This window comes from Gemmatimonas sp., assembly GCF_027531815.1.
GTDB lineage: Bacteria > Gemmatimonadota > Gemmatimonadetes > Gemmatimonadales > Gemmatimonadaceae > Gemmatimonas.
This window is the reverse complement of sequence record NZ_JAPZSK010000002.1, coordinates 55,202-68,037: the sequence shown is the minus strand read 5'-3', so window position 1 is coordinate 68,037 and position 12,836 is coordinate 55,202. Positions and strand designations below refer to the sequence as shown.

General features: G+C 69.1%; 13 protein-coding genes. 6 read left to right on the top strand and 7 right to left on the bottom strand.

Annotated elements, in window-relative coordinates:
• Positions 1–239: 239 nt before the first annotated feature.
• From guaB to O9271_RS01510, 7 genes are all read right to left on the bottom strand, one after another.
• A complete protein-coding gene (gene guaB / locus O9271_RS01540; protein WP_298265531.1) occupies positions 240–1,715 on the bottom strand; it encodes an IMP dehydrogenase in 1,476 nt (491 codons plus the stop codon).
• 94 nt (positions 1,716–1,809) lie between these two features.
• The gene (locus tag O9271_RS01535; protein WP_298265529.1) at positions 1,810–2,214 is read right to left on the bottom strand and encodes a DUF1232 domain-containing protein; all 405 of its coding nucleotides are present in this window, start codon (positions 2,212–2,214) and stop codon (positions 1,810–1,812) included.
• Positions 2,211–2,612: a hypothetical protein gene (locus tag O9271_RS01530; protein WP_298265527.1), complete on the bottom strand. Its 402-nt coding sequence runs from the start codon at positions 2,610–2,612 to the stop codon at positions 2,211–2,213. The genes O9271_RS01535 and O9271_RS01530 overlap by 4 nt, the downstream gene beginning before the upstream one ends.
• Before the next feature lie 39 nt (positions 2,613–2,651).
• On the bottom strand, positions 2,652–3,644 hold the full coding sequence (locus O9271_RS01525; protein WP_298265524.1) for a D-Ala-D-Ala carboxypeptidase family metallohydrolase: 993 nt from the start codon (positions 3,642–3,644) through the stop codon (positions 2,652–2,654).
• A 25-nt stretch (positions 3,645–3,669) separates the two neighbouring features.
• Positions 3,670–4,527: a D-Ala-D-Ala carboxypeptidase family metallohydrolase gene (locus O9271_RS01520; protein ID WP_298265522.1), complete on the bottom strand. Its 858-nt coding sequence runs from the start codon at positions 4,525–4,527 to the stop codon at positions 3,670–3,672.
• 293 nt (positions 4,528–4,820) lie between these two features.
• Entirely contained in the window at positions 4,821–5,714 is an 894-nt protein-coding gene (locus O9271_RS01515) for a L,D-transpeptidase (RefSeq protein ID WP_298265521.1), read from the bottom strand.
• Between the two features lies 1 nt (position 5,715).
• Positions 5,716–6,375: a L,D-transpeptidase gene (locus tag O9271_RS01510; RefSeq protein WP_298265520.1), complete on the bottom strand. Its 660-nt coding sequence runs from the start codon at positions 6,373–6,375 to the stop codon at positions 5,716–5,718.
• 129 nt (positions 6,376–6,504) lie between these two features.
• On the opposite strand from O9271_RS01510, the gene gpmI reads away from it, so the two are divergent.
• Genes gpmI through O9271_RS01480 form a run of 6 tightly spaced genes read left to right on the top strand, consistent with a single transcriptional unit; the run spans position 6,505 to position 12,827 of the window.
• Complete coding sequence (gpmI, locus tag O9271_RS01505; protein WP_298265518.1) at positions 6,505–8,064, top strand: 2,3-bisphosphoglycerate-independent phosphoglycerate mutase; 1,560 nt, start codon at positions 6,505–6,507, stop codon at positions 8,062–8,064.
• A gap of 8 nt (positions 8,065–8,072) precedes the next feature.
• Complete coding sequence (locus O9271_RS01500; protein ID WP_298265516.1) at positions 8,073–8,780, top strand: hypothetical protein; 708 nt, start codon at positions 8,073–8,075, stop codon at positions 8,778–8,780.
• Between the two features lie 6 nt (positions 8,781–8,786).
• Positions 8,787–9,215 (top strand): 6-carboxytetrahydropterin synthase, encoded by a 429-nt coding sequence (locus O9271_RS01495; RefSeq protein WP_291260749.1) that lies wholly within the window; start codon positions 8,787–8,789, stop codon positions 9,213–9,215.
• Positions 9,212–10,792 carry a D-alanyl-D-alanine carboxypeptidase/D-alanyl-D-alanine-endopeptidase gene (gene dacB, locus O9271_RS01490; protein ID WP_298265514.1) on the top strand — a complete coding sequence of 527 codons (1,581 nt, stop codon included), beginning with the start codon at positions 9,212–9,214 and terminating at the stop codon, positions 10,790–10,792. The genes O9271_RS01495 and dacB overlap by 4 nt, the downstream gene beginning before the upstream one ends.
• On the top strand, positions 10,789–12,114 hold the full coding sequence (gene glp / locus O9271_RS01485) for a gephyrin-like molybdotransferase Glp (RefSeq protein ID WP_298265512.1): 1,326 nt from the start codon (positions 10,789–10,791) through the stop codon (positions 12,112–12,114). Before dacB ends, glp begins: the two co-directional genes overlap by 4 nt.
• Complete coding sequence (locus tag O9271_RS01480; protein ID WP_298265510.1) at positions 12,111–12,827, top strand: methyltransferase domain-containing protein; 717 nt, start codon at positions 12,111–12,113, stop codon at positions 12,825–12,827. The genes glp and O9271_RS01480 overlap by 4 nt, the downstream gene beginning before the upstream one ends.
• The last annotated feature ends 9 nt before the right edge of the window (positions 12,828–12,836 follow it).

Genomic DNA, 12,836 nt, shown 5'->3' with positions numbered 1-12,836 from the left:
CGCGGAGGATCGGCTGCATCCCGTCCCGCCGCGGGTGAACGTGCGGCGGGACAGTACGGCGCCAAATGTGGATGCGCGCGCGCCATTAGGACAGTAGGGCGTGCGACTTGGGTTGCCCCCGGGCTACGTACAGGGAGCTGGTGGGGTTGAACTCGCGCCCGAAACCCATCACCCAAACTCAAAACCCGGAACTGATCAGTTCCGGGTCGTGAGTATGGGTTTCGGGTACCGGGTGCCGGTTACAGCGAGTAGTTCGGCGCCTCTCGCGTGATCGTCACATCGTGCGGATGCGATTCCCGGAGCCCCGCCGTGGTGATGCGCACGAACTCCGCCTCCGTACGCAACGCCTCGATGGTGCCGCACCCGACGTAGCCCATCCCGCTGCGCAGCCCCCCGATCATCTGGAAGAGCACGTCGCCTACCGGGCCCTTGTAGGGGACGCGCCCCTCGATCCCCTCCGGGACCAACTTCTTGGGGGACATTTCCCCATCCTGGAAGTAACGGTCGGCGGAGCCATCCTGCATCGCGGAGAGCGACCCCATGCCGCGAATCATCTTGAAGCGGCGCCCCTCGAGGAGGAACGATTCCCCCGGGCTTTCCTCGGTACCGGCGAGCATGCTGCCCATCATGACGCTCGAGGCGCCGGCGGCCAGCGCCTTGACGATGTCCCCCGAGTACTTGATGCCGCCATCGGCAATGACCGGGACGTCACCGGCCCCTTCGACGGCATCCATGATGGCGGCGATTTGCGGTACGCCCACCCCGGTGACCACGCGGGTGGTACAGATGGAGCCGGGGCCAACGCCCACCTTCACGGCGTCCACGCCACGATCCACCAGCGCCGCCGCCCCGGCCTTCGTGGCCACGTTGCCCGCAACGAGCTGCACATCGGGGAAGGCCTCGCGAACTCGCGCCGTGGCCTGCAGCACCCCTTCGCTGTGCCCGTGGGCCGTATCGATGATGAGCACATCCACGCCCGCCTGGATGAGCGCCCGGGCCCGGTCGAGGTAATCCCCGCCCGCCCCGATGGCCGCCGCTACACGAAGCCGCCCGTACTGATCCTTGTTGGCATCGGGGTACTGGCGGCGCTTGTGGATGTCCTTGACGGTAATCAGCCCCTTCAGGTTGCCGTGCGCGTCGGTGACCGGCAGCTTCTCGATGCGGTGACGGGCCAGAATCTTTTCGGCCTCATCGAGCCCGGTCCCCATGGGCGCCGTCACCAGGTCCTCGCTGGTCATGACCTCGGCGAGCGGACGGTCGAGATCGCGCTCGAACTGCAGGTCGCGGTTGGTGAGAATACCCACCAGCTTGCCCGATCCATCGACGATGGGCACCCCCGAGATCTTGAAGCGCATCATGAGCGCCACGGCCTCACGGAGCGACGCCGTGGGGGAGAGCGTGATCGGGTTGAGGATCATCCCGCTCTCGCTGCGCTTGACGCGATCGACCTCGGCCGCCTGCCGGTCGACCGACATGTTCTTGTGCAGCACGCCGATCGCACCGTAGCGGGCCATGGCGATCGCCATTTCGCTTTCGGTGACCGTATCCATGGCCGCTGACACCAGCGGCACATTGAGCGCGATGCCTCGCGTGAAGCGGGACACGAGACTCACCTCACGCGGATGCGTGAGCGAGTGCCGGGGGGCGAGGAGGACGTCATCGAAGGTCAGCGCGACGTCGTCGCGAACACGAGCGGAGCGAGTTGAGGGTGCCATCTCCAAAACTACAGCGGCGGAGAGGGCGATTCCAGTCTCGTCCGGCGTACCGAAAGCGGCCTGGCGTCAGCGGCCTGGCGTCAGCGGCCGGACGTCAGCGGCGGCCGACCACGCGCCGCAACCGCCGGCGCATCCCCACGGGCAGGAAGAATGCCGCGGCCTGCAGCACCCGGACCACATCGAGATCGTCGAGCTCTTCCGGTGCGCCCCGCCAATGGTCACGCAGCACCCCGCGGCCGGCGTGCTCCACCATGCGCTGCAGGGCCGTCATGAGCAGGAAGACGTCGTCGACCTGCCCCAGAAACGGGATCACGTCGGGGATGAAGTCGAGCGGCGACACGATGTACGCGAGTGCCGCGACGACGAAGAAGCGGTCGAGACGCGATACGCGACGATCCCCCACCAGCCCGACCAGCAGCCGAAGATACGAGGGGATCTGCCGCACGACGCGCATGACGGAGCGCTTCATGCCGGTGCGCGGACCGCGCAAGTCGCTCATGACGTGGGGGGCGCTGGAGTGGGGGGCGCAGGCGGCGCGGCGGCCGCCCCGGTCGTGGTGCCGGGGGGCGGCGGTGCCCCGATCTGATCGGCGACCGTGCGCGCGGTGGAGACCACGTCGGTGGCGACCGTTTTCGTGGTCTGCGCCACGTTGTTGAGCACGCCCATGGCCTTGTTGAGGAATCCGACGGCCTCGGTCACGGTACTGGCCGCGAGTCCGCCGGCACGCAACGTGTCTTCCACGCCGTCGGTGAATTTCTGGAATACGTTGGTGACCGCGGCGGGCTTCTCCGCGTACTTCGACTCGAGAAACTCCACGTAATCGAGCACCTGATACAGGCGCTCATCGGACAGGGTCTCGAGCTTGCGATTGATGCGATCGCGAACGTACGGATTCATGGGCTCCTCGTGGCGTGCCGTGTGGCGTGCCCTACGTGGTCATCCACGCCAACGTTTCCGTTCGCCGCGCGCGTCGATGTGGCAGTAGGGCGTGGCATACCGGCGACTGCTGTAGACGCCCAGGCCGCCGGCGAGCTCGGGGTGCGCCCGTTCGACCCAATCCACCGCCTGCTCCACCCGGTACGCATCGAACAGGGTGAGCTGCCCGTCGCCGTCGGCATCAATGGCCACATCGGCGGCGTCTCCATACAGGTGGCGCGAGTCGCGCGCGGAGCCTTCCACCCCGGCGTTGTGCAGCGGCGTGCGGAAGCCGCTGTGCACTTCCAGCATGAACGAGGCACTCTCCTCGCCGCGACGGCGGGCCAATTCGCGCAGCACCAGCTCGATCTTGTCGAGCACGCGCGGATCGACGGCCACGTACTTCGGCCACATGGTCTGCCGGTCGTGGGTGATGAAGTCGCGCACGCGCAGGTGCTTGGTGAGCGGCAGGTCGAGGTGTTCCTCGTGCACTTCGGCGAAGCCCAGCGGCTTTTCCGCCGCGTCATCGCGCGACCACTCGGCGGGGTAGCGTCCGATCTGGTAGCCGTTGAGGGTGCTCCCCAGCTTGAGTTCGAAGGGCACCATCACCGCCAGCCGCGGCTCCTCAAGACGTTGCGTAACGCCGTGGCGCGTGACCTCGAGCTCGTAAAACCCGGGGGTGAGCGGAGCGAGCAGCGTGTCGCCCTCGAGGGGACGCACGACGTCACCCGACTCGCCGCTGCCGACGGCCACCCACTGATACCGGAACCCGAGCGACCCCGACGCCCCGCGGATCTCGAGCGGCAGCGCAACCCGCTCGCCGGCGCGCACGAAATGCATCTTGATTTCGCCACTGGCCCCCCGGGCCGCGGCGCCCACGTCCACGCGGGGCACGGCACGGCGGAAGCTCTCGGCGGACGAGTCGGCAAAGAGCTCACCGGGCGGCTGATAGAGCACCGCCGCCGTGATGGCAATGAGGCCGCTCAGCACGAGCGCCGTACGACGCTGTATCATGGCGCGCCTCCCTGCCCGGCGCTTATCACAGCTCCCCCCACCGCGCGCGGGTCCCACGCACATCGATGTGCACGAACGGGCCATGCGCACTCGTGGCCTTGTACACGCCAATGCCGCCCACCAGCTCCGGATGCTCGCGCTCCACCCGCTCGGCGGCCTGGGCCAGCAGGCGCGCGTCGCGCGTATCGACACGGCCGTCGGCATTGAGATCGCTCATCCAGTCGCGCGCGCCATTCACGACGTACACGTCGGCGGCATCCCCGTACTGGTGGCGACTGTCGTTGGCCCGCCCGCCGCTACCCACGCCCTGCTGGTTGTACTGCGGCGTGCGGAAGCCGGACATGACGCGCAAGGTGGCCGCGTGCACGCCCATGGTGCGCAGCTCCTGCAAGACCAGCTCGAGCTTGTCCACGAGCGGCTCGCGCAGCACGAGGTACTTGGGCCACACGCTCGTCTGATCCTTGGTCAGGAAGTCGCGCAGGCGGAAATGCTCGGAAATGGGCGTATCGGCATTGCCGGCCGTGACTTCCAGGAAGCCCTCGGGATTGCCGTAGCTGCCGCCACGCGCCCGCCTTTCGGCCGGAAAGAAGCCAATGCGATAGGCACCAATGCGCCCGCGCACCTTGTCGGCGAAGGGGCGCATGGTGATGAAATGAAACGCGCCCGCTGAATCGTTGGCGGCGTACACCCCAGGCCGCGTGGCGGCCGAGTCCCCGAAGAGCAGGCGCAGGACCGGGATGGTGGCGGCGCGGTGCGGGGCGAGAAATCGGGCCCGAAGCTTGCGACTCACGCCACGGAGGGAGTCGAGCCCCGGCAGCGACGCGGTGCGCGGCGCGGCCGCACGGGTGTCGGGCGTCAGGGCCCGTACCGTTGTGGCCGACATGCCGGTCGGGCGCACGACGACCGCAAGCGCAGCGACGGACAGGGCAACAACCACCGCCCCGCGGCGGCGCGTACGTGCGCGCCGCCCGACCGGTACGGCGGAGTTGGCTGAAGACGCCTGGGCGTCGGAAGGTGTCTGAATCACGAGTTTGGTAGTGGCGCACGGTCAAGGACACGGCTGCCTGACGGCAGACGACCCGGCGCCCGTTCGGGAAATATAGTCGACCCTGGTCCGCACGTTCACCCGACGGTGATGAACGCCTATGGGAATCTCATCTGTAAGTGCGTGTGACTTCAGTAGATGAAGACCGGGGTGCCAACGGCCACGCGGTGGTACAGCGCCGCGATGTCTTCGTTCCGCAGCCGCACGCATCCGTGGCTCACCGCCTGCCCCACCGACGCCGGGTTGTTGGTGCCGTGCAGGGCGTAGCCATCCCCCAGATAGAGTCGGTAGCTGCCGAGCACGTCTGGATACTTGCGCTGATTTGTTCCGAATGGCGGAATGATAATCGTGCCATCGGCCACGATCTCCCGGCCGTCCGTGGCCGCCAGCGGCCGGACCGCGCCATCGGGGGTCACGCGCACGACATCGTTCCCTTTCACGGTGATCTGCCCGCCGTCGCGTAATGGCAGAGGCTTGCCGCGCACCAGCTGGGTGAGGCCGAGCCGTCGCTTGTTGGCCTGTTCCTGATAGTGCCAGTCGGGCGGAATCCATGCGGGCGCGGAGTCCCGACGCTGCACCGCCAGCCGGCCGCGGGGCGTTTCGAAGCGCAGGACCTTGGCGCCGCCCTTCACGACCAGCTGCTTCCCCGAGCCGGTCGCCACGGGCGCCGTGAAGAGCACGCTGTCGCCGCGCTTGTACCACAGGCGGCGGTCGGTGATGGACACCACGATGTACGAGGAGTCCGCCGGCGCCTGGGGGGTGGCGGCCAGCTCGGCGCGCAGGCTGTCGGCGCCGAGGCCGGCCTGCAGGGTGATCTGTTCGAGCGCCTCGGAATTGTCATTGAACACCAGCCGCGCCACGTCGCGCTCGAAGCGCGCGCGCAAGGTGACCACGGTCAGCCAGCCGGTGAACCCGAGTGCCAGGATGGTGAGCGCCAGGAGCCAGAGGGGCGCGCCGCGCCAGCCACGTCGCGGCGCGCGTGACCGGGCCTTGCCGGGCGCCGGGGGTACCGCGTGCAGGGTCATGTCAGTAGAAGTACACCCGGGTACCCGGGGTGAGGTTCTCGCGTATGGCCCGCAAGTCGCCGGCGTCGAGGCGCACGGAGCCGGGCATCACATAACTGCTGTCGGCGAGCGGGCCGCTGCCGGGCACGGCGTACAGCAGGGTTCCCCCTGTGGTCACGATCGCGTGCGTCCCAGTCCACCCAGGCGTCGCATGCTTGGCCACGGGGGGCAGGCCGCGGTCGGCCCAGAGCCAGTCGGGGAGCGGCCACGCGTCGGACGCGCCGAGCAGGCGCTCGATGCTGCGTACCCCCCGGGGAATGACCACGTGCGCCGTATCGGCGCCGCTTCCAACCCGCCGCTCGGGGCCGATGCGGGCGGGCATCGTGCGCAGCCGTGCGCCCCCCCGGTCGAGGGCCACGTACCCCGAATCGGTGTTCACCGCGAGGTGGAGAGCGGCGTCGCCCCGGGCCTGCCGCCGCATGAGTTCGAGCATGAGGGTGGCCTTGTCGACATTCGCCGCCATGATGGCGTCGGCCCGCTTCTGCTCGAGTTCGGACATACCGGCCCGCAACCGCGCCGTCTCCTCCCGGTAGCGCGCGCGCCGCCGCAGCAGCAAACCATCCACGAGGAGCAACGCCACCAATGACAGGACCAACACCAGCGTCCGACGACGAACACGCATGATACGGCAAGGTTTAGATTCCACCGGCTGACCCCACCGCCCGCGCGGTGGCCCCCGATGCCCCACATACGTTCCGCCACGGCCGGCATGCGGCCTGAGCGGTCATCCTGAAGCATATCCCGGAGACCGATGCCTGCACGCGTAGATCGCGCGGTGGCGCTCATCATTTTGGATGGGTGGGGGTACCGCGAAGAGTGTGAGGCGAACGCGATCTGCCTCGCCGACACGCCCAACTGGGACCGTATCTGGTCGCACGGGTCCCGCACGCTGCTCACCGCATCGGGAACGGCGGTGGGGTTGCCCGAAGGACAGATGGGCAACAGTGAAGTGGGGCACCTCAACCTCGGGGCCGGGCGCGTGGTCATGCAGGATCTGGTGCGCATCGGCAGCGCCATCGACACCGGCCGCTTCTTCGAGAATCCCGCGCTGCTCCAGGCGTGCGCGCATGTGCGCTTCAACCACGGCACCCTGCATCTGCTGGGCCTGCTGGGCGACGGCGGCGTGCATGCGTTCCAGGCGCACCTGTATGCGCTCGTGGAGCTGGCGGTGCAGCAGCAGGTGCCGCGCGTGGTGCTGCACGCCCTGCTCGACGGACGCGATACCCCGCCGCAGAGCGCCCTGGGCTTCCTGCGTGAGACGCTCGCCACGATCGCGGGCAAGGCGCAGCTGGCCAGTGTGTGCGGTCGCTACTACGGCATGGACCGCGACAACCGGTGGGAGCGCACGCAGCTCTGGTACGACGCGGCGGTGCGTGGCCAGGCCCCGGTGGAGCCGGACGCGCTGGCCGCCCTCGAGCGCTCGTATGCGGCGGGGGTGCACGACGAGTTCGTGAAGCCGTGGGTCATGCCGGGGCCGGACGGTGCCGCGCTGGCTCCGATGGTGGATGGCGATGCCGTCGTGAGCTTCAATTTCCGCAGCGACCGCATGCGCCAGCCCATGCGCGCGCTCGCGTTTCCCGACTTCGACGGGTTCGACACGGGGTCTCGCCCGCTGGTGCAGATCGTCACGATGACGCAGTACGACGATACGTTTCCGTTTCCGGTGGCGTTCGGCCCCCAATCGATGAACAACCTGGTGGGCGAAGTGATTGCCAAGGCGGGGCTGACGCAGCTGCGCACGGCGGAGACGGAGAAGTACCCGCACGTGACGTTCTTCTTCAACGGCGGCCACGAGCAGCCGCTCCCCGGCGAAGACCGGCGGGTGGTGCCGAGTCCCAAAGTGGCCACGTACGACCTGCAGCCGGAGATGAGTGCCGGGGCGGTGTGCGACGTGCTCTGTGATGCGCTGGCACACCGCACGCATGACTTCATGCTGTGCAACTTCGCCAACACGGATATGGTGGGGCACACCGGGTCGCTCGCTGCCGCCATCAAGGCCGCGGAAGCCGTGGATGCCTGCCTTGGTCGGGTGTTGGAGGCCGCGGCCGCCGGTGGCGCGCGGCTCATCATCACGGCCGATCATGGCAACGCCGATCTCATGATCGATCCGGACACGCACCAGCCGCACACGGCACACACCACCAATCCGGTCCCTCTGGTCATCCTCGATCCCGACGAGACCGCGCCGCTGCGCAGCGGCGGCGCGCTGTGCGACGTGGGGCCCACGGCGCTGGCGCTGCTCGGGCTTCCCCTGCCTTCCGACATCACCGGGCGCGATCTTCGCGTCCGTCCTTCCGATTCTCCGTCCTGATGCGCTCCATGCGTGTTCTTCCTTTTCGTTCCGGTGCGGCACTGGCGGCCGCCCTCGCCTTCATGCTGCCCGTCGCGGGGAGGGCGCAGGTGGGATACCTGCCCGACAAGAGCCCCTATGAAGACTTCAAGATCGGCCAGTCGGCGACGGTGCTGGGTGGCTGGCTGGCCGTGAAGCGCGATCTGGCCGACGTGGCGCCGGTGGCGAGCTGGCTGGCCGGCCTGCGCTACGACATCGGCGTGGGCGGTCCGGCCTCGCTCTTTGCGCGCTACGTGCTCTCGCCGAGTGAACGGAACGTGTTGGCACCCGGCAACCCGCGCGCCACGCGCGTGATCGCCACGCCGGGGGCCACGACGCACCTGGTCGATGCGGGGCTCGACGTGTCGCTCACGGGACGCAAGACGTGGCGGCATCTGATGCCGTCGGTGAACGTGGGCGCGGGACTGGCCAGCGACTTCGCCCGCGCCGATACGGGCGGCTACCAGTTCGGCACCAAGTTCGCCTTCAACTACGGCTTCAGCCTGCGGTACCTGCCCCGCCGCGGACCGCAGCTGCGCATCGATGCCGTGAACTACCTCTGGCAGTACCAGTATCCCGACCGCTACTTCGTGAAGGCGGCCGACACCACGAGCATTCTCACCGACACCCGCCGACGCGAAGCCTGGCGTGCCAATTGGGCGCTCACGGCCGGTGTCACGTTCCCCCTGTTCCGGTAGTTTGGCATGCCCCGCACGTCGCTCACCCGTCGCGTGACCTTCGCCGCCGCCCATCGGTACCGTCGCCCCGACTGGAGCGACCAGGAGAACGCCGAGGTGTTTGGCGCCTGTGCCCACCCGCACTACCATGGGCACACGTACGTGTGTGATGTGACGGTCGCCGGTCCGGTAGACGAGGAAACAGGATTTCTCGTGGATCTCGGCTTCCTCGACCACGTGCTGCAGCGGGAGGTGCGCGACCGGTTCGATCATCGCAACATCAATCTCGATGTACCGGAGTTTGCCGACGGCAAGATGATCCCCACGGGTGAGCTGCTGTCGCGCTTCATCTGCGAGCGGGTGCAGGCCGCGCTGGCGCACACCACCGCCCGGGTGATCAAGGTGCACCTGGCGGAGGATGCCACCTTGAGCAGCTGCTACGAGGTGGACGCATGATGCGGCGCCTGCTCGCCGTGACGCTGGGCGTCGGTGCCACTACGGCCTGTGCGGCGCGACCGCCGCAGGCGCGACCGCCGCAGGCGGTGCTCCAGCCGCATCAGCCGGAGCCGGTGGCTCCCTACATGATGCCCGTGGCCACGGTGCCGGCCCCCACCCTGCGCGACCGGATCCGCTACACCGTGGACTCCGTCGTGGCTGCTCCCATGTGGCGCAACGCCCGCCTGGGCATCCTGATCGTCGACCCCGAGTCGGGGGACACGCTCGCCAGTCACGATGCCGACCGGTTGTTCATGCCGGCCTCCAACCAGAAGCTGCTGACCGGCGCGATTGCGACGACGCTGCTGGGGCCCGACTTCCGGTGGCGCACGCCGGTGCTGCTGCACGGCGTGCAGCGCGGCTCCACGTGGCACGGCAATGTGTACCTGCAGGGGAGCGGCGATCCGAGCATCAGCGACGCACTGCGCGGTGGTCGTGCCAGTTCGGCGTTCGACGCGGCCGTGGAGGCACTCTCGGCCCGCGGCGTACGCCGCATTGCCGGACGCGTACTCCCCGTCGGTGATGCGCTGCCCGGGCTGAGCACAGGCTACGGGTGGGCCTGGGACGATTTCGATGCGGCTTACAGTGCGGCGATCGACGAGCTGATGTACAACGAGGGGGAGCTGTACGTCACCGTGCACGCCGGTCGTCGCGTGGGTGCTCCGGTACGGGTGCAGACCGCGCCCACCCGGCGCTATCCGTCGGTGGTGGTGGATGCCGTGACACGCGACAGCACACCGCTCCCCGCCGGCACCCGCCCGCCGCGCCTGCAGGCGGCGTACGACAGTATCGGACGGGCGCTGATCGTGTCGGGGACGCTCGCGCTTGGCGACAGCGCGCGATTCACGGTGGCGTATCGGCACCCCAACGATGCCTTCGTGGCGGCCTTCACCGAGTCGCTGGCCGAACGCGGCATCACGGTGCAGCAGAAGCGGCTGGCCAGGCGCGACACCGCGGCGCGGGCCATCGACACGCTGGCCGTGATCACCTCGCCGCCCTTTGCCGACGTGCTGCGGCGCATGGAGAAACCGTCGCAGAACCAGATGGCCGAACTGTTCTTCCGGACGGTGGCCCTGCAGCAGACGGGCAACGGGTCGGCCGACAGTGCGCAGGCCGTTGGCGCACGCGCGCTGGCCGCCTGGGGGGTGACGGCGAACGATGCCGCGTATCGTGATGGCAGCGGTCTCTCGCGCCACGACTACGTGACGCCGCGCGCGATTGTGAAGGTGCTCGACGCCATGCGCCGCTCGCCGCACGACATGCTCTTTCGCCAGGCGCTCCCGATTGCCGGCGTGGATGGCACCATTCGGAGCCGCATGCGTGGCACACCGGCCGAGGGCAATGTGCGCGCCAAGACCGGCACGCTCGACAAGGCGCGTGCGCTCAGTGGCTACGTAACCACCGCCAACGGGCGGGTGCTGCTCTTCTCCATGATGATGAACAACTTCACGGTGCCCACCCGCGAGGTGGAGCGCGTACAGGATCTGCTCGCGGCCATGCTCGCGGGCGGCACACTCGTGGCGGGAAGCGGTTCGTGACCGCAGGCGCAGGGATGGGGCCGGCGTCGGGACTCTCCTTTGCCGACGCGCTGGCGGCCGTGCTGGCACCGGTGGCCGGACGTGCCATCTCCACGGAACGCGTCGGCCTGGCAGATGCGTTGGGGCGCGTGCTGGCGCAGAACATCACGAGTCGTTTGGCGCTCCCCGCCTGGGACAATGCCGGCATGGACGGCTACGCCGTGCAGGGGGCCGATGTGCTGGGCGCCACGGCCGCGTCACCGCGTGTCCTGCCGGTGATCGGCACCAGCGTCGCCGGCAGCGATCCGACGGCGCTGCCATGGGTGCAGCAGGGAACGGCCGTGCGGATCATGACGGGCGCGCCGCTCCCGCCCGGCGCCGACGCGGTCGTTCGCCTCGAGGATTCGGATCGGGGTGAAGACACGGTGCACATCACGAGCGATCGCGATGTGCAGGGGCGCGGCAATGTGCGCCCGCGCGGCGAGGACATCGCCGCCAACGCGGTGCTGTTCGGGCGTGGCACGTCGTTGCGGGCTGCGCACCTGGGCGCCCTCGCGTCCATTGGCGCCGCCGAGGTCCCGGTGTTTCGGCAGCCGCGGGTCACGATCGTGTCGAGCGGCGATGAGCTGGTGCTGCTCGATCGCTTCGACGAGGTGCTGGCGGGGCACCGCCTGGTATCGTCGAGCAGTTATGCGCTGCCGGCGCTGCTGCGCGGAGCAGGCGCGCAGGTGACCATGGCCCCGCTGGTCTCGGATTCGCTCGACGCCCTTACGACAGCGCTCGCGCGTGCGCTCGACGCCGGATGCGACCTGCTGGTGACCACCGGCGGCGTCTCGGTAGGAGCGCACGATTACACGCGGGATGCACTCGCGGCGCTGGGGGGCACCCAAGGGTTCTGGCGGGCCCGCATTCGCCCTGGCGGCCCAATTGGCACCGGTATGGTGCGCGATGTGCCGTGGCTGGGGCTGCCGGGCAATCCGGTATCGACGCTGGTGACGGCGGCCCTGTTCGCGTGGCCGCTCATTCGGGCGCTGGGTGGGCACGCCGGCGTACACCACGCACGTATCCCGGTGCGCATGATGGACAGCGCCGACACGCCGGCCGCGCTGCGCTACTTTCTGCGCGTGACGCTCGGCGTTGGCAGCGATGGGCTGCTGGAGGCCCGGCTGTCGGGGGCGCAGGGTTCGAATCTGTTGCGCACCATGGCGCTCGCCGACGCGTTGCTGGAGGTGCCCGAGGTGATGACACGCGTGGATGCCGGCGCCATGATGCACGCCATCCTGCTTCCCGACGCCCCCCCGCTGCTGCCCATGGCCGCGGCTCTGCCGCACACCGGGTCGTGAGCGACACCGCAAGTCCCCTGCGCGCTCTGCACGGCGCGGCGCTCGACGCAGCCTTCACGCAGAAGTGGACGACGGACTTCGAGACGGTGCCCGTGGGATCGGGTGCGCTGGCCCGGACCTTCACCCTGTTCAAACCGGCCAACGCCGATCACCTGATCAGCGAAGCCGACTACGTCATGGATGAGCGGCTCCCGTACTGGGCCGACCTCTGGCCATCGGCGCGCGTGCTGGCGGGCGCCCTGCTGACCATGCACGGAGAGGGGCGCACGCTGCTGGAGTTGGGGTGCGGTCTGGGCCTCGACACCACGGCAGCCATGGCCGCCGGCTTCTCGGTCACGGCCACCGATTACTACGAGGACGCCATCCACATGGCGCGGGGCAATGCCGCGCGCAATCTCGGTCGGGAGCCGCAGGCGCGGCTGGTAAACTGGCGTGCCTGGCCCGACGACCTCGGCACGTTCGACGTGGTCATCGCGGCCGACGTGTTGTACGAGAAGGAGTACGCCTCGCTGGTGGGCGCCTGCGTGGCGCGCGCCCTCGCCCCACAGGGCGAGGCGATCATTGCCGACCCCGGGCGCCTCGCCCTACCGGCGTTCCTCGAACAGCTGCCGGCCGTGGGCCTCGAGTTGGTGCACCGCTCGCACACGCCCTACGAGAGCGGGGCCGTAAAGCAGGTGGTGCAGCTGCTGCATCTGCGGCACGCGGTGCGCTGACGGGCCCCG